The following is a 20,493-nucleotide window of genomic DNA, read 5'->3' as shown; positions in this document are numbered from 1 at the left end:
GGTCAGGCATCGTTCGGCATCGCGCTCAATTGTCCGGATGACTCGCGACGGCGCTCACGAACGCGCTATACGTCTGATTGACCACCACGCCGTCGATCATCACGCCATACGTGGTGTTGCCGCTATCGAGCTCGTAGTACATCGTCGACTGAATGTTCTTTGTCTTTCTCGCCTGATAGTAGCTCGCGTAGCGTGCGCTGATGTAATCCGCCCGATAGGCCACCGTCATTTCGGGTCCGGTATTCCACTCGGTGAGTAAAAACGGCTTGCCGTAGCGCGCTTTGCAGTAAGTCGGCAGATCGAAGCCGGGACCCGAACCGTCCGAACCGATGTCGAAGATGTCGCCGTAGATCTCGTAGTTGTGCCACGTCGTCATGTCCCAGCGCACGGTCGGGTAGCCGCTCGTGCCGTTCGGTTGCGTGCCGTCCCACAATGCGTCGGCGGCGCCGACGTCCGCGACGCAGAAGTTGATCCCGCATTTCGCCGCGGGCTGCGCGGACTTCACGCCATCCATCATGCCGCGCATCAGGCCGCGCATGACCGGCCAGTTCGCGTTGCTGAAGTCGACCGCCTTCGTGCCGGCATTGGTCGAGTCGAGAATGATCGCGGGATCGCGAGTCAATTCGTTGCCGCACTCGTACATGACCACGCCGTATGGCGCGAGCGCGCCGGCGACTGTCACGCCGCACGAATGCCCCCGCGCATAAGCCGCCGATTCGCTCGCGAGCAGCGCGCCGTTGGCGTCGCGCATGCCGATCTGGATCACCACGAACAGCGTGAGCCCCGCCGCCTGGAAAGCCTGCGCGAGTCTGACGACGGCTGTGAGTTCGGTGGGGTCGTCGGTGACGCCGACGCGATATGTCGAGCAGCCCATGTTCTGCATGATCGACACGACCTGCGCGGGCGTGTAGCGATAGTCGTAGTGTCCGTTGATGCCATGGAACATGCCGCTAGCGGCCGCCACCGGAATACGTGGATCGGCGCACGGCAGCCATTGGTCGATATCGTTGCACACGTAGAACTGCGCGGCCGCTGCGCGGCACCACAGCTTGCCGCCGTACCACAACAGCAGCGACACGTTGGAGCTCACGCCGACCGCGGCGTTGTTGCGCAGAACGACGCCGTTCGCGACGGTCCAGATTGCGCCTACTCTATCGATGATGCGCGACGCGCCAGGAATCGTGGTGCCGTCGAGCGACGTGCCGCCGAGGCGCGGATCGGCGCACGCGTACCACGCCGAGCCGCTCCAGCCGTAGAACTGCCCACCCGTGCCCTGGTGATAGATCACGCCGCCGGACCACAGCAGCAAGGACACGCTGAACGTGTTGCCGGCCTTCGCGCCGTTGCGATAGACCGATCCGCCGACGACAGTCCACACCGCCGCCTGATTGTCGATGACCGATGCCGCGGGCGGAATCGCCGTGCCATCCGCCGACGCGAGTGCGGACCCGGATGCGTCGTTATTCGACGTATTTGACGTATTCGACGCTCCGTTGTTGCCCTTCGATCCGCTCGACGTTGCGTTGCTCTGCGTGGCCCCGGTGCTGCCGGTCGCCGACGTCGTGCCTGTGGTCCCTGTGGTCCCTGTGGTGCCTGTAGTGCTTGTGGTTCCCGACGCCGCGCTCGTTGAACTGGACGTCGCGCTGGTCGTCACGCCCGCGCTCGTCCCGTTGCCGTCGCCGCCGCCACCGCCGCCGCCGCCGCATGCGCTCAGCACATAACTGCCGCTGACAGCCGTCAGCAAGCCGAGAAACTCACGTCGTTTAACCATGGCAAGACAATCCAACGCCGGGTAGGCCCGGACAAAAATCGGTGAAATCAGAGGTGGTTGCGGATGGGGAAAGCAGCGCTGCCTTTATTCGTTCGCCATCCTGATCAATCGGCGTTGGGCACCGACGAGGCGATCGTCACGAATAATGGGGCGCGGTCAATTTTCCCGCCGGCTGCTCACTGCAACCCATGCCTGGATGTCGGCAGGAAACGGCCGCTTGCGTAGGGCTCACGCGAAAAAAATTTGAATCTCGCCTGAGCGCCCGCTGCGTGGGAACGATCTGCTTGCCGCAGATGTGAGGAGGAAGGAGAGAGGGAGGCGCTCCGGCCGGCACGCAGCCGGAGCGTATCGACTACGCGCGAACGATACCGCTGAACGGCTTCACCGCAGCCGCGCGGCCGAACAGCGCGCGCGCCGTGTGATGCGGATCGAGACCGAGTGCTTCGCTCGCGGCACCGGCGATCAGCGCATCGAGCGATGCGGTCGGCTTGAGGTCGCGAGCCTCATAGAGATCGCGAGGCGTGAGGCCCGGCCAGTCCGCGACGACACGGCCGCCCGCCACCGCGCCGCCCAGCACCATCGCCACCGAGCCCGTGCCGTGATCGGTGCCTTCGGTGCCGTTCGCGGCCGCAGTCCTGCCGAACTCGGTCGCCACCAGCACGGTGGTTTTGCTCCACGCAGGACCCATGCCGTCGCGCAATGCCGCGAGCATCGTGTCGAGCGCTTTCAACTGATTGGCAAGACGCGCATTCTGCGCGCTATGCGTGTCCCAGCCGCCGGTCTCGATCATCGCGATGCGCGGACCGTCGTCGCGTGCGAGAAATCCGGCCGCCAGTTTGCCGAGGCTCGCGGGGTCCTGGCGCGCGCCGGCGTCGCCAGCGAGACCGCGTGCCGTCATCGCCGATTCCCACAAGGGGCGCAACTGCGCGTCGTCGTCGTAGAGTTGCGAGACGCGCATCAGCAGATCGTCGGGCGCCGGCGGCAACGCGGACGGCGCGTACGACGTGACGGCCGCCGTGCCGCGCAGCGCCATTGGCACGGTGGGCGCAAAGGCGATTGCCGTCTCGCGCGCGGCGGGCAGCAGCGCGGCGAGCCGGTTCAGCCAGCCGTCCTTCACCTGATACGGCGACGCGCTGCCGGTCTCGAGCACGTTCTGTCCGTCGAAATGCGAGCGGTCGCGATACGGCGACGCCACCGCGTGCACGAACAGCGCCTGACGGTCCGCGTACATCGTGGCCATCTGCGTGAGCGCGGGATGCAGCGCAAAGCTGACGTCGAGCCGGTGAGCGCTCGACGGATCGATTGCGAGCGCGCCGCGCAACTTCGCATAGGCAGGTTCGGCGTAGGGCACGACGATGTTCAGGCCATCGGCCGCGCCGCGCTGAATCACGAACACGAAACGGCGCTCGCTGACCACATTCGCAAACGCGATGCGCGGCGACACGAGAATCGCGCCCGCGCCCGCAGCGGCGACTCGCAGAAATTGACGGCGTGAGGACATGGCGTTCATCTCCGTTGAAAGTCCGGTGAGACCAGCAAAAGCGCAATTGCCGTGGATGCGCTTTCGGCGCGCGCGATCGCCACCGCGCTCGGCGCGCCCAGCGATCCGGCGAGCAGCGCCTGCCCGAGCGAGCGAGCGTCGAGACGGTCGCCGACGCGCGCCGCGAAGCGCTGCGCGACCTCGACGCGGCGCACGAGCGCATCGGGCGCGGCCCAGCTTGCGGCGACGTCGTCGTAACCGGCGGGCGAACCCGGACGCCATACCGGTTGACCAAGCTGCGTCAACAGAGGCGCGGCCTGCAGATTGCCGAGGTCTTGCCAACCGAGCCCGCGCATCGACGAAATCGCCCATTCCCACGGCGTCTTGAACTTCACCGCGACGGGCGACCAGGCTTCGTGCATGTCGATCAATGTGCGGTACAGCGTCGGCAGATCGCCGCCGCTCGTCATGAACGCGCTCGCCAGCTTGTCGCTCGCAGCCGCGGGCGGAGTATCGGCGATGAAATGACGGGCCAGCTTGGCGCCGATGTGTTGCGCGGTCGCAGGCGCAGTCGCGAGATCATGCAGGATCGCGAGCGCCTGGTCCTCGCCGCGCTGATCGTAGCGACGTCCCATGACGGTTCGCGCGCCGGGCTCGTGCAGCGCTTCGCGAAACACGAAGGTGCCGGGCGCGGCGGCAGTCGGCATGGACTGCGCGGGCGGTTTGCCCTGCATGCCGGCGTTCGTGGGGCTGGCAGCCTCGGTTGCCACGCTCCAACCCGTCAACGCGCGAGCAAATTCAGTAACGTCGTCCTGGCTATAGCCGCTGCGCGCGCCGAGCGTATGCAACTCCATGATTTCGCGCGCGAGGTTTTCATTGAGGCCACGCTTGCGCTCGGGATTGCGCGCCGCCGCACGCAGCGCCGCCGTGCTGTCGGGCCCGACCGAACGCGTCTGGTCGAGGAACACCTGCATCGCCGGATGACGCTCGACCGCCACCAGCATGTCCTCGAAACGGCCGAGCACGTGCGGGCGAATCGCCTCCGCTTCGAACGAACCGGCGAGCGCGGCCACGGCGGGTTTTTCCGTCGATACCGCGAAATGGTTCGCCCAGAAATGAACTAGCCGCTCGATGAAAGGCGTCTGCGTGGTCAATGCGCTAAGCACGTGCGCATTCACCGAAGCGCGGTACGTGTCGCGTATTTCGACATGCATCGCTTTCCGTTCGGCTTCCTGATCTTTTTTCACCGAGCTTTCCGATGCCGCTTGCTGGCCGCCTTGCGCGTTGCTTTGTTGCGGCGTGTTCGCATCGCCGGGCTTGCGCTGCCGTTGCTGACGCAACTGCATGCGCTGCTGTTCCAGTTCGCTCGACAAGTCAATCGAATCCGGCTGATCGGCCCAGGCAGCAGGCCTCGGCTCATAGTGCTCGAATTGCGCGAGCAGCCACGCCTTGGGGTCGGCGGGCGCTGGGTCGTCGGGACGCGCGCCGAGGCCGAAACGGTTCAGCGCGATCGCAGCAGTGGTCAGGTTGGATGAGGCAGTCATACCGCCCTCTCAGGCATTGGATACTGCTTGAACGTTGCCGACGCACACAATCCGTCGCCGCTCGCAAACATTTTTATTCGCTCGACGCGGCAGCCGACGATGCAGCGCTCGCCGGACCGGCGCCCTTCGCGCTTGTTTGCGGCTCGCGCCACTGTCCGCGCAAGCGCAGGCTGTCGGCGAACTCCACGCGCTCTTGCGGCGACAACGTCGCGGCGAAATCCGCGACACTGCTTTCCACTTTCGCACGCAGGCCGCTGTCGGCCTCGCGCGTGCGAGCCAACGCGGCGTCGAGCGCCGCACGATCCAGTTGCGGCGCGGCGAGCAGACGCAATACCTCGCGACGCGCTTCGCGCGCCTCGCGCGCAAGCTGCCGGCCGTCGCGGCGTCCATTCTTCAGGCTCTCGGCGAACGCCTTCTGCCGCTCTGGCGACAGCGTCTGCGCGGCAAAACGCAACGCCCGCTGCTGCGTGGCGAGCGGCGCCGCGGCATCGCGCGCCGCATACCATCGATAAGCGCCGCCCGCGATCGCGCCAAGCAAAAACACATTGAGGACGAGCGACACTACGAGCACGACTTTCCATGACCGGCTGTTCATTCGCCGCTCCAGTCGGCGGACGATCCACCGAAACTCGACGTGAGATAAGAGGATTCATGCACAGGCGGCACCGCTTCCGTCAACACGAAAAACGACACCGCCAACGCGCCGGCCACGCCACCGAGCAGGCCGACACCGACCGCAGCGCCCGACCACCACCACGCGCGCCGCTGTGGTGTCGCCCGCCGCGCGGGCCGCGCGGGCGCGCTTGCAACGATGCGCTGCTGCAATGAAGTGTCCGGCGGCGCGAGCCGATCCGTCGCGAGCCACGCATCAAGCCCGGCGGCTTCGGCTAGCCATGCTTGCGCCTGCTGACGATGCATACCCGCCCACGCCTGCGCCGCGGCTCGCTCCTGCGGCGGCCAACGCTGTGGATCGGCGCCATAGGCTTCGACGATCTGATGAAATCTTTCGGGCGTCATGACTTGTCCTTGCTAAGGCCGCTGCCGGCCAGTTGAGCGCGCAAATTGCGGCGTGCGCGAGCGAGCAGGCTTTCCAGCGCATCGACGGTGATGCCCATCAACGCCGCGGCGTCGATGTTCGACATCTCCTGGTAATAGCAGAGCACCAGCGCCTCGCGTTGCCGCACCGGCAGTGCGGCGAGTGCTTCGCGCACGCGCTCGTCGCGAGCCCGCGCTTCGAGCCGCACGTCGGGCAGCGCGGCGGGATCGATTTCGTCGGGCAGTTCGTCGCGTACTTCTTCGCGCCGGCCGCGCAGCCGGTCATAGCAAAGGTTCAGCGCGACACGATGAATCCACGTGTCGAATTTCGCCTCGCCTTCGCGCCAACGCGTCGCGTGTTTCCAGATTCGCACGAACACTTCCTGCGCGACGTCTTCCGCTTCCATGCGGTCGCCCAGCATGCGCATGGCCAACGCGAGCAGACGCGGCAGCTTGCGTGCGACGAGCGTGCGCACAGCGGCCGCATCGTGGCGGCCGACCTGCTCGAGCAACTCCGCGTCGGGGTCGCGTTCACTCAAGACGTGGCGCTCCCGGCATACATGCGATGCAATTCACGTCGGCTTCAACTCTCATGTTCGTTGCGCGTGCAACGGTGGATCGATATGCACGGCAGCCGGGACCGCCACTCTCAATACACGACGACTGCCGGACGATAGTAGACCGGCCGCGCCGGGTACACCACACAGCCGGCCAGCGACGCGGCCAGCAGCATTATCACAAGCGTTTTCATGGCGATTGCCTCACTGGTTACGCGAAGCCGTTCAGGCCCAATGACCTTCGACCCAGCGCCAGTTCGGCCCGCGCTGCACCCAGTGTCCCGGCACCCAGTGATAGCCGACGCGCACCGCCTGCCAGTGACCGGGCACCCACACGTAGCGGCCGTGATGCCAACGCCAGCGGCCCTGATCCCACACGTAGCCCGCACGAGGCGCCGGCACGACCTCGACGCGCGGAGGCGGCGGCGCGACCGGCGCGATGATCACGGCCTGCGCGAACGCGGGCGCGGAGCCGACGAAGGCGCCACCGGCCAAAGCGGCGGCAAGCATGAAAGTCCCAAGGCTTTTTCTCGATGTCATGCTGGTTTCTCCCGTTCGATATCGAAACATGCCGAAGCATGTCGAAGCACAATGCGGCTTCGTTTCTTCTTGAACGCACTAGCAGCGAAAAATCCGTCGCTGCGCTCGCACAAAAAAACGCGTCAGCGAAATGACAGATGACGTCATGAAAACGTAGGGATTTAGCGCGCGGCAAACGCCTGCGCTTCCTTCCACACATGTCCAATGATCTGCAAAAAGCGACACCATCACGGCACAAAGTGCTGTGATTATTACAGCGTGTCATCAAAGCGCACTGCTAAGCTGATTCAGCAGACTTCATCCGACGACGCGGATCGTGCAACGGCATCCGCGTTCCGCTGCGCGCGTATCGGACTGACACCGAGGAGGCACACATGTCATTTCGGTTAATACCCCGACCGGTTCAAGGCACTCTTCGGACAGGCATCGCCGCGCGGCATCGTTCAATTGCGCTCGCACTGTCGCTCGCCGGATTGATTCCGGCTTCCGTGGCGATAGCGGCGGGCGTGTTGCCGCAAGGCGGTCAGTATGTCGGCGGCCAGGGTTCGATCAACACCAGCGGCAACAACCTGATCGTCACGCAACCGGGCTCCACGCGCGGCGTGATCGACTGGAACAGCTTCTCGATCGGCAAGGGCAATGCCGTGATGTTTCAGAACGGCTCGGGCGCGACGCTCAATCGCGTGACGGGCGGTTCGCTCTCCGCGATCCTCGGCAAGCTGAGTGCAACGGGCGATGTTTATCTGATCAACCCGCAAGGTATCGTCGTCGGGCCGTCGGGTGTGATCAGCACCGGCGGACGTTTCCTGGCCTCCACACTCGACGTCTGCAATTGCGCGTTCATGAACGGCGGCGCATTAACGTTCACAGGCGATTCGAATGCGAGCGTCGTGAATCTCGGCAAGATCAGCTCGACGGGCGGTGACGTATTTCTCATTGCGCGCAACGCAGTAGTCAACGCGGGCACCGTCGAAGCGCCCAACGGAACCGCCGAACTCGGCGTCGGCGCGAACGTGTTGTTGCAGGATTCGTCGAGTGGCAAGCAGCTTTTCGTGCAAACCGGCAGCAAGGGTACGGTTGCGAACGCCGGGGCCTTGCGCGCCGCGCAGATTAATTTGCAAGCCGCGGACGGCAACATCTACGCGCTCGCGGGCGGCGGCACGCGCGTACGCGCAACGGGCACGGCGACGCGCGACGGCCACGTGTGGCTCGTCGCCGATACGGGCAGCGTCGCGCAGCGCGGCACGATCGCCGCATCCAACGCAGATGGCAGCGGCGGCACGGTCGACACGCAGGCGCTCAATCTCTCGTTCGGCCGCGAAGCACGCGTGCTCGCATCGCAATGGAATCTAACGTCCCCCGTATTCACGATCGACACCGCCGCCGCGGGTGCGCTTCGCCGCAGTCTCGACGCGGGCACCTCCGTCAACGTGACCACGACAGGCGCAAACGGCGTATCCGGCGATCTGAGCGTCGCCTCGGGTCTGAACTGGAACGGCGCAGCCGCGCTGTCGCTTGCGGCTTATCACGATGTCTCGATTGCATCGGGCGTCACGCTGAAAACTCGGGCTCCGGCAATCTCACGTTGCGCGCGGACGCGTCGGGCATCGACAACGGCGGCAGCATCGCGAACCACGGCACGCTCGACTGGTCCGCGAGCACCGGCATCGTCAGCGCGCTTTACGACATGACGGGCACCTACAGCCCCGGCACGGTGCTCACCAATAGCGCGTGGACCGCCGCGCCGTTCAGCGGACTGCTGACGCAGGCGACGGCCTACAAGCTCGTCAATTCGCTGAACGACTTGCAGCAGGTATCGGCGGATCTCGCCGGCAACTACGCGCTAGGCAAGGACATTGACGCGAGCGCCACGTCGGGCTTTCCGCCGGCGTTCGCCTTCACTTCCATCGGCGACGGCGCCACGCCGTTCTCCGGTCAGTTCGACGGCATGGGTCACGCCATCAGCGGCCTGACCTTGTCGCGCACGGTGCTCGTTACGCCGGGTTCGATCACCGGCGGTCCCGACCAGCGCGCAGCGGGACTCTTCGGCGTGATCGGCACAACGGGTGTCGTGCGTAATGTCAATGTGAACGGAAACATTAGCGATCCGAACGATTATGGATCGTACGGAATACTGGCGGGATTCAACTACGGACTCGTCACCTACGTTCGCACGAGCGGATCGGCATCCGACTTTGGAGGCTACAGCTACGCGTCGAGTACCGGTGGCCTCGTCGGCTATAACTACGGCACGATCACGCGCTCGGGCAGCAGCGTCAATGTATTGGCCGAAGGCACACCGGGCGGTCTCGTGGGCATCAACGCGGGGACGATCAGGCAATCGTATGCGACCGGCGCGGTGACGGCGGAGGCGCATACCGGCGGCGGAGGCGGATTCGCAGGAAGCAACTCGGGCCTCATCTCGCAGTCGTATGCGACGGGTCAGGTATCGTTCCAGCCGAACTATTGCGGCGGCGGCAACGGCACGGCCTGCACAGATGGCAGCGCCGCCCTGGTCCAACGAAACGACGGCACGATCGAGCAGTCGTTCGCGACCGGCCAGGTCATCCAGAGCATTCAGCCCGCGCTAGGTCCGCCCGCGCTCGGCGTCGCGAGCACCAACAACGGCACGATTGCGGGCGACGTCTACTGGGATACGCAAACCACTCACGCGACGCGCGACGTGTATAGCGGCACTGGCACATCGGCGGCGAAGGGATTGACCACTGCGGAAATGAGCGTGCCGTCGAGCTTCGGTCCCACTTACGACTTCAGCTCAACGGGCGTGTGGGCGATGCCGGCAGGCGCCACGCATCCGGTATTGCGCTGGCAGCTTGCGCAGTGAACAGAGCGCGGCCTTGCATCTCACGCCTGCACGTAAGGCTCGCCTGTCACCGGAGCGTCATGATCGATAAGGGGAACGCGTCGTTCCTGCAGCGGCCGCGATAGCGCCCCGTCGTGCCCAACACGGCGCAGATAGCTTCGGTCGAGTTCCGCGATATCGCGGCAACCGAGCAGTCCGAGCGCACGGTCGATCTCCGTTTTGAGAATGTCGATGGCGCGTTCGACGCCCGGCTGACCGCCCGCGCTCAAGCCATAAGTCGTCGCGCGTCCGAGCAGCACCGCATCGGCACCCAACGCGACCGCTTTCAGAATGTCGGTGCCGCGACGGAATCCGCCGTCGAGCATCACGCACAGCCTGCCGCCTGCCTGCTCGACGACCTCGGGCAATACATCCATCGCCGAGACCGCTCCGTCGAGTTGCCGGCCGCCGTGATTCGACAGCACAATGCCGTCGACACCCGCACGCACCGCTTCGAGTGCATCGGCCGCGCCGAGCACGCTTTCACGATCAGCCGATGCGGCCACAAATCGCGCAACCAGCGGATGTCGTCCCACGACAGCGACGGGTCCAGTTGCTGACCAAGCGTGATCGTCGCGCCCTTCACGCTGTTTTGCCCAGGCGGCAACAAGTCGCCGAGATTCGCGAAGCGCGGCATGCCGCTCGGCCACAACACGTTCGCCATCCAGCGCGGATGCCGCAGCACATCGAACTTGTTGCGCCAGTCGAGCTTCAGCGGCTCGACGTAATTGCGCAGATCCCATTCGCGTTTGCCGAACACCGCGCTGTCGGTCGTCACGACGAGCGCTTCGATGCCCGCGGCCTCTGAACGCTGCGCGAGCTTCGCAAGCGATTCGCGCGTGCGGTACATGTAGACCTGCATCCATATGCGGCCGCCGGCACGCCGCACGACGTCTTCGAGCGCGACGGTCGATACGTTGCTCAGTACAAACGGAATGCCGGCCGCCGCCGCCGCGCTCGCCATCTTGACGTCGCCTTCGCGGAACATCAGTCCGCTATAGCCGGTCGGGCCGATCATGAACGGCGCAGCGCTGCGCTCGCCGAACAGCGTCACGCTCTGATTGCGCTTTTCGACGTTCACGAGCGTGCGCGGCAGAAAAGCGAGTTCGCGGAACACATCGCGATTGCGGCGCAGCGTCGCCTCGTCTTCGGAACCGCCCTCCACATACTCGAAACAGAAATTCGGCAAGCGCTGGCGCGCCATCGCGCGCAGATCGTCGATGCCATGCGCACGCTTCACGTCGCGGCCTGCATAAAGGCGGCGTTCCAATTCAGTGTCTCCTATCAGCGATTCATGCGGCTATCGCGTTTCAATCGGGTTTCAGTTTGCGTGACGTGCGGGTTCGTGTCACGTCACCACGCCGACTTGCCACGGCACGAATTCGCTTTGCCCGTAGCCATGCAATTCGCTTTTCGTGCGCGTGCCGGACGCGCAATCGAGCATCATCTGGAAGATCGCTTCACCCAGTTCGTCGATGCTCGCGCTGCCGTCGATCACGCCGCCGCAGTTGAGGTCGATGTCGTCCGCCTGACGCTCCCACAGCGTGTTGTTCGTCGCAAACTTCAGCGACGGCGACGGCGCGCAGCCATACGCGGAGCCGCGCCCCGTCGTAAAGCAGATCACGTTCGCACCGGACGCAACCTGGCCCGTCGCGGAGACCGGATCGTAGCCCGGCGAATCCATGAACACGAGACCTTTTGCGGCGACCGGCTGCGCGTATTCGTAGACGTCGACGAGATTCGTCGTGCCGCCCTTCGCGACCGCGCCGAGCGATTTTTCGAGGATCGTCGTGAGGCCGCCCGCCTTGTTGCCGGCCGACGGATTGTTGTCGAGCGCGCCGCCGTTGCGCGCGCAGTAGTCCTGCCACCATGCGATTCGCGCGAGCAGTTTCTCGCCCACGGCGGGGCTCACCGCGCGGCGCGTGAGCAGATGCTCGGCGCCATAAATCTCCGGCGTCTCGGAGAGAATCGCGGTGCCGCCATGCCGCACGACGCGATCGACCGCGGCGCCAAGCGCGGGATTCGCGGAGATGCCCGAGTAACCGTCAGAGCCGCCGCACTGCAAGCCGATGCTGAGATGCGAAGCCGGCACGGGCACACGCTGGATGCGGTTCGCGTCGGCGAGCATTTCCTGCACCATCGCGATGCCGCGCTCGATCGTCTTGCGCGTGCCGCCGCTGTCCTGGATCGTAAAGCTGCGCAGCTTGAGGTCGCTGCTGCCGAGACCGCCGGCCTCGAGCACGCCGTCGATCTGGTTCGTTTCGCAGCCGAGCCCGACGAACAGCACCGACGCGAAGTTCGGATGCACCGCATAGCCCGCGAGCGTGCGGCGCAGAATGCGGATGCCTTCGCCCTGCGTGTCGATGCCGCAGCCGAGGCCGTGCGTCAGCGCGATCACGCCGTCGACGTTCGGATAATCGGCGAGTGCATCGGGATGCACGTCGCGGCGGAAGTGATCGGCGATCGCGCGCGCGACCGTCGCCGAGCAATTCACACTCGTCAGGATGCCGATGTAATTGCGCGTCGCAATGCGCCCGTCGCCGCGACGGATGCCCATGAAGTGCGCGGGTTCCTTCACATAAGCGGTCGGCTGCGCATCGACGCCGAACACATGCTCGCGCGCGAACTCGGACATGCCGAGGTTCTGCACATGAACGTGCTGGCCGCGCGCAATCGCTTCGCGCGCGACGCCGATGATCTGGTTATAGCGCTTGACCGGCTCGCCTTTCGCGATGTCGCGCGTCGCGATCTTGTGGCCGGGCGGTATCAAACCGGTGACCACCAGTTGCTCCGCGTCGATGCGCGTGCCCGGCAGTAGCTGGCGAGTCGCGATGATGACGTCGTCGCCCGGATGCAGACGGATGATCGCGGACGCAACGCTGGCTTGAGTCGACATGAGAAGCCTCGAAAGCAGAATGAATCGGATGGGTCAGACAGTGGAGCTCACGCGCTCGCGCTCGTCGTCGCGAGCCGGTTCGATCGACAACGGCTCGATGCGGCCCACGATGACGAGATAGCTGAACGCACCGAGAAAACAGAAGCCGCCTGCCACCACGAGCGGAATCGTGAACGAACCCTTGGTGAGCGCGACCATCGCGCCGGTGAACGTGGTGATGACGATGCCCGCCAGGTTCGACGCGAAGTTCTGAATGCCGCCGATCGACGCGACATGGCCCGGCGTCGGCGCAACGTCGCCTGGCAGCGACCAGATGCTCGCCGCGGCGAACGCGAGGCTGCCGTACGCGATGCCGAAGAACGCGAGCATCAGATACACGTTCTCCGTGAACGCCGACAGCGTGATCACCGACGACAACAGCATGCCGCCGACCATGCACGTCTTGCGCGCCGCGGTCAGGCTCCAGCCGCGCCGGAACAGCGCGTCGGACACATAGCCGCCGAGCCAGCCGCCGGGAATCGCGATCAACGCCGGAATCATGCCGAGCGTGCCGAGCGATTTCAGCGAAAAGCCGCGCGTCTGCACGAGATAGCTCGGAAACCACGTGATGAAGAAATAGATCACGAAGTTCAGGCAGAAGAAGCCCAGCATCATGCCCCACAGCGTGCGGTGGCGAAACAGCGACGCCCACGTGACCTTTTGCTGGCCGCTCGTTTGCGCCGCGCGCGTCGCGTCGTGCGCGCCGTCCAGATCGTCTTGCGACGGATTGCGATAAATCACGAACCAGCCCGCGATCCACACCGCGCCGAGCAGGCCGGTTAGCACGAAGGCCGCTTTCCAGCCGAGCGCGCTGATGATGAGCGCGACGACAGGAATCGACAGCGCCGAGCCGACGCGCGAACCGCTGTCGAAGATGCTCGTCGCGATCGCGCGCTCACGCGGATGAAACCATTGGCTGACGAGCTTCGCGCACGACGGATACGCACCCGCCTCGCCCACGCCGAGCAGCAGCCGGCAGCCGAACATGCCCGCGACGCTGGTGGTCACCGCGGTCGCGGCGGTAAACAACGACCACCAGCCGACTGCGAGCGGCAACGCAATGCGCGCGCCGACGCGATCGACGAACCAGCCGAACGGCATCTGCATCAACGCGTAGGTCCAGAAAAAGCCGCTCAGAATGAAGCCCATTTCGGCGGGGCCGATGCCCAGCGCCTTTTCGATTTGCGGCGCGGCGACCGCGAGATTCGCACGGTCGATGTAGTTAACGGCGATCGCGAGAAAGCATAGAAAGATCACAACCCAACGCATTTTTTTCATGAAACTGTCTCCTCCTGGGCTGATAGTCAGGTGTTCAGATGATCGGGCGACGTTGCGAGCGCCGCGCGAAGACGCGGCTGCTTCAACTGCAAACGCAGTTCATGCGCCAGATCGATCACCGGTTGAAAGCGCCGTTGCTTCTTCTGCTCGTGATTGCGGGCGATGTCCGCGAGACGATGATCGAGGAACGGATTTTGGAAGCGCTCGCGCACGTCGTCGAGATACGCGCGTGCGTCGTCGCCCTGGCCGAGCGCGTCGAAAACGGGCAGCACCTCGTCACGCCATAGCGATTCGAGGTCCGCACGCAGCGCCGGATCGCGCATCGCATGCAACGTGTTTTCCTGCGGATCGCGCGCGTCGACTTTCCAGCGTTCCGCGAGCCATGTGTGGCCGAGATTGAGCAGCAACAGCTTCAGACGCTCGTAGTGCGGCAGATCGTCGGTGACGATCATCGCTTCGTGCTCGCACGGCAGCACCATGCCGTCCTGGCGCTCGATCGCCCACAGCGCGTACGGCTCGGCATAGGCGCCGACCGGCCGGATCGGCTCCGACACGATGCGGTCCACCAGCGAGTTCACCCACACGCAAGTCTCTTCGATATAGCGGATGAATTCGGGCTCGGCATTCCAGCTACGCGCGATGTCGGCGACGAGCGCACGCAGCGTCTCGCCGTTGCGCGATACGAGTTCGCAAGGCAGCAGCGTGAGCGGCGCGGCGCCTGCGTTGAAGCGCGCGTGCAGCAGCACCACGAGCTTCGCCGCGAAGCCGCGCGGCACGCTGGTGTCGCGGCGCAGCAGCTCGGCGGTATCGTCGGCGAAACACTCGTAGCCGCGGTCGCCGGTGTTCGAGATCACGACGCGCGCATCGCGCGCGAAGCGCTCCACCACCGTCGGCCAATCCGTGTTGGCGTTCAATGCTTCGCTGATCGCACGGCAACGCGTCGTCGTATCGATCACTGCTTCGCGGCGCACGCCGCGGATACGCACGTCGTACTCGCCCTGCGCGCGCAATGCGTCGATACGCGCGAGGCTTTCCGGATTCGCCGTGGTCTGCACGACGGTCACATGGCCGAGCGCGCGCCCTGCGTCGAGCGCTTCGGACACGAACAGATCCGCATGCGCCTGCAAAAATCGGCTTGTGCCGAATTGAAGAATCGGGTTGGCCATTGTTGGTTACTCCAGGCTCGGCACGCGAGCAGCACGTTGATGCCGCGCACGTCCGGTTTGGGTTTTTAGTCAGTGTGGAATTTCGTTCGGCAAGGAGCGCGGCGCAGCGACGCCCGTAGGCTGCGTCGCTTCCGGCCTTACCACTTTGCGAAAAATAACGGTAAACTGGCTCACTGGTCAAGCCAATTTGCCGGCTCCCTGGGAAAACCCCGAGCTTCGTCCCGAGCCGCGATTTGCGCCGCTGGCGCTTCGCTCTACAATCGGCGTTCGCCTTACCGGGCTTGATGAAGCTCCACCGCCAGGAAACGTTTTGTGACCACCAGAGCTGCCGACACTCGCCGTCTCTATCTCCAGATCGCGGAAAAGCTGCGCGACCTGATCGCCCAGCCGGACTTCGCGCCGAATGGCCGCTTGCCGCCCGAACGCGCGCTGGCCGAGACGCTCGGCGTGTCGCGGCCGTCGGTGCGCGAAGCGCTCGTCGCGCTGGAACTCGAAGGGCTCGTCGAAATTCGCATGGGCTCCGGCGTCTATCTGTGCGCTGCGCCGCCCGCGAAAAAAGGCGCGGCGCTTTCGCAGGCCGAACTCGGCGACAGCCTGCTCGACATCATGGGGGCGCGCTGCGTGATCGAAGGCGCGATCGTCGCCAGCGTCGCGCCGCTGTGCAAGCCGAAGGACCTCAAAGCGCTGCGGGCGATCTACAAGGAGATGGAGCACGAAGTGGAGGCCGGCAGAATCCCCGTGACGGCCGACCGCGCCTTCCATCTCGCCATCGCGCAGATGTCCGGCAACGAAGTGCTCGTGCGCACCGTCAGTTCGCTATTCGACGCGCGGCATAGTCCGCTGTCGGAAAAGCTGCGCGGCCACTTCGAAAACGAAACGACGTGGCGCGCGGTGCCCGATGAACATCGCGCGATTCTCGAAGCGCTTGAAGCGCGCGATGCGATCCAGGCGCAAGCGGCGATGTTGCGGCATTTGAAGCTGTCGTTGGAGCGGGTGATTGCGGGTGGGCAGCGCAATAGTTAGCGTGGGAAACGGGGGTGCTGGGTTGAGCGTATCGGTAGTGCTGGCGCATGGCTTGCTCGCGATGAACGCACTAATGCAACCCATAGGAGCACACGATGACGAACACACCATCGAACGACGACGATGATCGGGGCAACCCTTCGAAATCTACCGGGGCTTCAGGCGGCGGCTCATTCGGCAATCAGCGCGGCGCGCCGGCGACCGGCGGCTCGCCCGACAATGGCAAGCGAGGCGATGGCGATGTTCATCCGTCGCGTAATGATGTCGGGCCAGACGGGCGTAAAAGCGAGAGCCGGTCACAACGCGATACCGGGGACGATACTGAACGCAGGTAATGCAAGCCTTCGGTGAACGAAAGCGCCCTCGGCCTGAATGCAACCATTCGGACCCACCATGACTGAGCCTCGTCTGACATGCCTTGACCAGAATGAATGGGAAAACTGGTTGACGCAAAACGGCGACACGTCGACCGGAATATGGCTGCGCCTTGCCAAAAAGGGAGCCGGGCAGCCAACCTTGACTTACGAAGAGGCGCTGGAGAGCGCGCTTTGTCATGGCTGGATCGACGGTCAAAAACAGGCTGAAAGTGAAGAGTACTGGCTGCAACGCTTCACTCGACGATCGGCAAAAAGTATCTGGTCGAAGCTCAACAAAGAGCGGGCCGAAGCGCTGATCGCCGCAGGCAGAATGCTTCCTTCAGGCATGCGGGAAGTCGAGAAAGCCAAAGAGGATGGCCGCTGGGAAGCTGCGTATACGTCGGCCAGCAACTCAGTCGTACCGGACGACCTGCAGGCCGCACTCGCTGCGAATCCCAAGGCCAGCGCCTTCTTTGCGACGCTGAATGGACGAAACCGCTACGCCATCCTGTTTCGGATACAGAACGCCAAAAAACCTGCAACACGAATGCGAAAGATCGAGGAATTCATCGGCATGCTGAATCGCGGCGAAACCATTCATCCGTAGTCGCGAAGATCGGGACGCGGCGGACACCTGCCAATCAACGATCAACGCAGTTAAACGTTGCTGCGTTCGTCGTCGCCATACCCTTCGAGCATTTGCTGAAACACGTCTGCGTCGCCCATCTGGCCACCCTTGAGCATTAGCTCGACGCCGTCCAGTTCGGCACTGTCGGCATGCACGCGGCACACGGTCACGCCGGCCGGCAGCGGAGCAAGGTACGACAGGCCCCATGCGCCCAAGGTCCGCACAGCGATGCTCGAGGTGTCTCCTCCAGCAATCCCGACACGCTGCAATTTCACTGCGCCCAGCACCTGGCGCAGCAATGACGCACACGCGTGCGCGAGTTGTGGCAGCGCGCCGGGCGTTTCGTACGCGTTCGACCGGCGCCGCGCCGTGAAGGCCAACACATTGCTTCCATTGCGCAACGCATCGGCGATTGCCGCCACTTGCGCCATTAGATAGCCGTGTGCCGATTCGCCCGTCATCTGGAGCGGGTCCAGTTCAATGTGGCGATAGGAATGCGCGGCGCGGATCTGCACCTCGGTCAACGGCGACAGACTGCCGGCCAGCACGAATACCGGACCGCGTGCACGAGCCAGCCGCTCGCGCCGCGGCACTGCTTCACTGGCGGCCGATTGGCCGAGCGCGGACGCATATGCCTGCGCCACGCTGCTCGCGCCTACCGCAAGCAGCGGCGCGGCACTTCTCGCCTGATGCATCAGCAAGCGCCCAATCGCGTGAAGATGCGAATCGTCGAGCACGTCGAACAGCACGGCATCGGGCCGCAAAGCGAGCCGGCCTTGCAGTTCGCTCCGAAGCGCGGTGTCGCCTGCCGCGTAGCAGCGCCAGTCGATGAACTGCACGTTATCCACGCCCTGCCGCTGCAGATGCACGCGCAGGTCCGCCTCGTTCATCGGCGTAACGGGATGCCGGCTCATGGTCGGGTGACGATCGATCCGATAGATGGACGACTTGTCATCGTCAGCACCCGCCGCTGCAAACAGCTCACCAAACACGCAATAGCGCCGCAGATTGGGCTGTCCGCCAATCACTGCAACCAGCGGATTCGCGCAATAGTCGCGCAACGTGCGGATCGCCACGCCAATGCTGCCCGTTCGCGGCGCGCTATCGAAAGTCGAGCACACCTTGTAGTGCATCACGCGCACGCCGAGTTCGGCAAACGCCTCACCGACATTTGTGAGTTCGACCCGCTGCTCATCCGGCGACATCGTACGCGCGGCTCCCGCCACGCCAATCGCATCGAGCGGGCCGAGCTTTCGCAGACGCGCTGGGTCCGGTGGCGCTAACAGCAGCATCGTGCGCAAGCCGGCGCGTGCGAGATGCGCGAGCGTATCGGTCGCGCCGGTGAAATCGTCGCCGTAAAACGCGTATTGCGGGTCGCCGCCGGCCTCGCCGCTACGGCTGTGGTCGTCGTGTGAACTCACTTGCGGCCGCCGAAAAACTCGAGCGCGCGCCGCAGTTCCGGCATGCGCTCCGCGTAGACCGGCACGGGCGTGCGCGCCTCTACCGCGGCCCATGCCTGCCGCACACTCATCACACCGGCTGCGGGGCCATCGGGATGCGCGAGGATGCCGCCGCCCGACATGAACAACAGGTCGGTGGATCGCACTGCATCGAACGTCGCTTGCGCAGTGCCTGCCCACTGTCCCGAAGAAAACGCCGGCAATACCGTGTCGTCGCAGCCTGCGGCGAGCGGCGTCGCGCAGTCGCGTGCGGACTCGATGACTTCGTCGTCGCTTTGCGCGAATTTGCCCGCGAGGCCGTGTACATGCATATGATCGACGCCGGCCAGACGCCACAGCGTCTGATAAGCCTGAAACGATATGCCGAGCGACGGATCGCGCGACATCATGCCGTAGCCGTTGCGATGCGCGTGCAGCACCAACGGCGTGGCGCGACGCAGCGTCTGAATAGCGGAAAAGCCGCACCAGTTGATGCTTGCCATCACACACGTGCCGCCCTCGCGCTCCACCAGTTCCGCGTGACGACGCATCGCGTCGAGGTCGTCGGTGATATTGAAGGCGACCATGACCGGGCGGCCGCTGCGTTCGCGATAGCGGCGCACTTCCGACATGACGGCGCGCACGCGTTCGGCAAGCGGTGCATGCGCGGGGTTCGCGCTTACTTCGTCATCCTTGATAAAATCGACGCCTGCTTCGCACAGATCGCGCACCAGTGCAGCGGTTTCCTCCGCACTCAGACCCACGTTCGGTTTGATGATGGTGCCGATCAGCGGCCCGCCGGTTACCTGCGTCAGCGCACGCGTACCCTGCACGCCATGACGCGGAGTTTCAAAGTGCGCACGATAAGACGCCGGCAAACGCAGCGACAATAGGCGCATGCCAGTGACTTCGCCGAGGTCGTACAAATTGCCTGCGACGGTCGCGGCAAGAGTCGGCAAGTTGGCGCCAATATTGGCAAGCGGAAAAGACAGCGTAACGCGCGCGCGCCGCAACGGCCCTCGCGCGCCCTGTCGGGCAAGCCATGAGCTATGAAGACTCGGCTGCGCCGCGGGTTCCAGCTCGTCGATGCGCAGCACGCTCGCGCGGCTTCGCGCGCGCAGTGCGTCGGTTTCGTTGGCCACGCGTACGAACGTGCCACTCGACTGCTCGCCCGCCATGATCTCGGCGACGCGCGCGGGATCGAGCGGCGTCTCGATCAGATAATCGGCTTCGAGCGAATCGCGATCGCCGCCATGCGGCTGCTGTGCGTCGGTCATAGCGCGTTCAGATCAGGAAAGCGGCGCACCGGCTCGCGGCCGTCCCAATCGCGTGAGGCTGCGTAGATCATGTCGAAGAGCTTGCCCTTTGGACCCGCAATCTCCGAGAGCTCAATCACCGTTCCCGGATGATTCTCCGTGTCGAAGTAAACAAAGCGGCCATTGCGGCCGACTTCGCCGCTCATCGCAACCTTGAAGCCTTGCTGCTGCAAACGCGCGAGGTCGGCGTCGAACGAAGTGGTCCAGTAAGCGTTGTGCTGAAGCCCTGTATTGCCGGCGATGAGAAAATCGCGGTACATGGAGGGCGCGTCGTTTCGTGTCTGAATCAGTTCGACCTGAAGCGGTCCCGAGTTCGCCAGCGCAACGGAGTTATGGACTTCGTATGGTTGCCCGCGATAAGTGTAGTTTTCAATCGGCACACGTTCGTTGTAAAACCACGGTCCCACACCGAGCACGCGGCTCCAGTAATCCATCGCGGCTTCGATATCGCGCACCACGTACCCCGCTTGACGAATCTCGCCAAAGAAACGACTCATGAAAATCTCCCCACGCGGCAGATATTGATAGACGAGCGACTCCCTGGCGCGGCAAAAATGCAGCG

General features: G+C 64.5%; 16 protein-coding genes and 2 pseudogenes. 4 read left to right on the top strand and 14 right to left on the bottom strand.

The window, feature by feature from the left end; all coding sequences use genetic code 11:
* Positions 1-25: 25 nt before the first annotated feature.
* From BGRAMDRAFT_RS13995 to BGRAMDRAFT_RS13960, 7 genes are all read right to left on the bottom strand, one after another.
* Entirely contained in the window at positions 26-1,771 is a 1,746-nt protein-coding gene (locus tag BGRAMDRAFT_RS13995; RefSeq protein ID WP_006049416.1) for a hypothetical protein, read from the bottom strand.
* 352 nt (positions 1,772-2,123) lie between these two features.
* The gene (locus tag BGRAMDRAFT_RS13990; RefSeq protein ID WP_006049415.1) at positions 2,124-3,272 is read right to left on the bottom strand and encodes a DUF1501 domain-containing protein; all 1,149 of its coding nucleotides are present in this window, start codon (positions 3,270-3,272) and stop codon (positions 2,124-2,126) included.
* Between the two features lie 5 nt (positions 3,273-3,277).
* The gene (locus BGRAMDRAFT_RS13985) at positions 3,278-4,795 is read right to left on the bottom strand and encodes a DUF1800 domain-containing protein (RefSeq protein ID WP_006049414.1); all 1,518 of its coding nucleotides are present in this window, start codon (positions 4,793-4,795) and stop codon (positions 3,278-3,280) included.
* Positions 4,796-4,868: 73 nt separating this feature from the next.
* On the bottom strand, positions 4,869-5,390 hold the full coding sequence (locus tag BGRAMDRAFT_RS13980) for a periplasmic heavy metal sensor (protein ID WP_006049413.1): 522 nt from the start codon (positions 5,388-5,390) through the stop codon (positions 4,869-4,871).
* Entirely contained in the window at positions 5,387-5,812 is a 426-nt protein-coding gene (locus BGRAMDRAFT_RS13975; protein ID WP_006049412.1) for a hypothetical protein, read from the bottom strand. Before BGRAMDRAFT_RS13975 ends, BGRAMDRAFT_RS13980 begins: the two co-directional genes overlap by 4 nt.
* Positions 5,809-6,402, bottom strand: a complete 594-nt coding sequence (locus BGRAMDRAFT_RS13970; protein ID WP_269745242.1) for an RNA polymerase sigma factor — start codon at positions 6,400-6,402, stop codon at positions 5,809-5,811. The genes BGRAMDRAFT_RS13975 and BGRAMDRAFT_RS13970 overlap by 4 nt, the downstream gene beginning before the upstream one ends.
* A 210-nt stretch (positions 6,403-6,612) precedes the next feature.
* Positions 6,613-6,927, bottom strand: a complete 315-nt coding sequence (locus BGRAMDRAFT_RS13960) for a YXWGXW repeat-containing protein (protein WP_006049409.1) — start codon at positions 6,925-6,927, stop codon at positions 6,613-6,615.
* 374 nt (positions 6,928-7,301) lie between these two features.
* Between BGRAMDRAFT_RS13960 and BGRAMDRAFT_RS13955 the strand changes: the two are divergent.
* Positions 7,302-9,772 (top strand): annotated as a pseudogene (locus BGRAMDRAFT_RS13955) (two-partner secretion domain-containing protein).
* A 20-nt stretch (positions 9,773-9,792) separates the two neighbouring features.
* Here BGRAMDRAFT_RS13955 and BGRAMDRAFT_RS13950 read toward each other — a convergent pair.
* From BGRAMDRAFT_RS13950 to BGRAMDRAFT_RS13935, 4 genes and pseudogenes are all read right to left on the bottom strand, one after another.
* Positions 9,793-11,060: pseudogene (locus BGRAMDRAFT_RS13950) on the bottom strand (alpha-hydroxy acid oxidase).
* A gap of 78 nt (positions 11,061-11,138) precedes the next feature.
* The gene (locus tag BGRAMDRAFT_RS13945; RefSeq protein WP_006049404.1) at positions 11,139-12,686 is read right to left on the bottom strand and encodes a UxaA family hydrolase; all 1,548 of its coding nucleotides are present in this window, start codon (positions 12,684-12,686) and stop codon (positions 11,139-11,141) included.
* A 33-nt stretch (positions 12,687-12,719) separates the two neighbouring features.
* Positions 12,720-14,003 carry an MFS transporter gene (locus BGRAMDRAFT_RS13940; protein WP_006049403.1) on the bottom strand — a complete coding sequence of 428 codons (1,284 nt, stop codon included), beginning with the start codon at positions 14,001-14,003 and terminating at the stop codon, positions 12,720-12,722.
* A 26-nt stretch (positions 14,004-14,029) separates the two neighbouring features.
* On the bottom strand, positions 14,030-15,169 hold the full coding sequence (locus tag BGRAMDRAFT_RS13935; protein ID WP_006049402.1) for a mannitol dehydrogenase family protein: 1,140 nt from the start codon (positions 15,167-15,169) through the stop codon (positions 14,030-14,032).
* 312 nt (positions 15,170-15,481) lie between these two features.
* On the opposite strand from BGRAMDRAFT_RS13935, the gene BGRAMDRAFT_RS13930 reads away from it, so the two are divergent.
* From BGRAMDRAFT_RS13930 to BGRAMDRAFT_RS13925, 3 genes are all read left to right on the top strand, one after another.
* Complete coding sequence (locus BGRAMDRAFT_RS13930) at positions 15,482-16,192, top strand: FadR/GntR family transcriptional regulator (RefSeq protein ID WP_006049401.1); 711 nt, start codon at positions 15,482-15,484, stop codon at positions 16,190-16,192.
* Between the two features lie 95 nt (positions 16,193-16,287).
* Positions 16,288-16,527, top strand: a complete 240-nt coding sequence (locus BGRAMDRAFT_RS33680; RefSeq protein WP_006049400.1) for a hypothetical protein — start codon at positions 16,288-16,290, stop codon at positions 16,525-16,527.
* Positions 16,528-16,585: 58 nt separating this feature from the next.
* Positions 16,586-17,155 (top strand): YdeI/OmpD-associated family protein, encoded by a 570-nt coding sequence (locus tag BGRAMDRAFT_RS13925; protein WP_006049399.1) that lies wholly within the window; start codon positions 16,586-16,588, stop codon positions 17,153-17,155.
* A gap of 50 nt (positions 17,156-17,205) precedes the next feature.
* Here the strand turns inward: BGRAMDRAFT_RS13925 and BGRAMDRAFT_RS13920 are convergent, their stop codons facing one another.
* The 3 genes from BGRAMDRAFT_RS13920 to BGRAMDRAFT_RS13910 are packed head-to-tail and all read right to left on the bottom strand — an operon-like array spanning position 17,206 to position 20,428.
* The gene (locus BGRAMDRAFT_RS13920; protein WP_006049398.1) at positions 17,206-18,597 is read right to left on the bottom strand and encodes a four-carbon acid sugar kinase family protein; all 1,392 of its coding nucleotides are present in this window, start codon (positions 18,595-18,597) and stop codon (positions 17,206-17,208) included.
* Positions 18,594-19,892, bottom strand: a complete 1,299-nt coding sequence (locus BGRAMDRAFT_RS13915) for a ribulose-bisphosphate carboxylase large subunit family protein (protein ID WP_006049397.1) — start codon at positions 19,890-19,892, stop codon at positions 18,594-18,596. The genes BGRAMDRAFT_RS13920 and BGRAMDRAFT_RS13915 overlap by 4 nt, the downstream gene beginning before the upstream one ends.
* Positions 19,889-20,428, bottom strand: coding sequence for a VOC family protein (locus BGRAMDRAFT_RS13910; protein ID WP_006049396.1), 540 nt, complete (start codon positions 20,426-20,428; stop codon positions 19,889-19,891). The genes BGRAMDRAFT_RS13915 and BGRAMDRAFT_RS13910 overlap by 4 nt, the downstream gene beginning before the upstream one ends.
* Positions 20,429-20,493 lie beyond the last annotated feature (65 nt).

The sequence above is a fragment of the Paraburkholderia graminis C4D1M genome (genome assembly GCF_000172415.1).
Lineage (GTDB): Bacteria > Pseudomonadota > Gammaproteobacteria > Burkholderiales > Burkholderiaceae > Paraburkholderia > Paraburkholderia graminis.
Note: the sequence above shows the minus strand (reverse complement) of the source record. Positions and strands in the feature narration are given on the sequence as shown.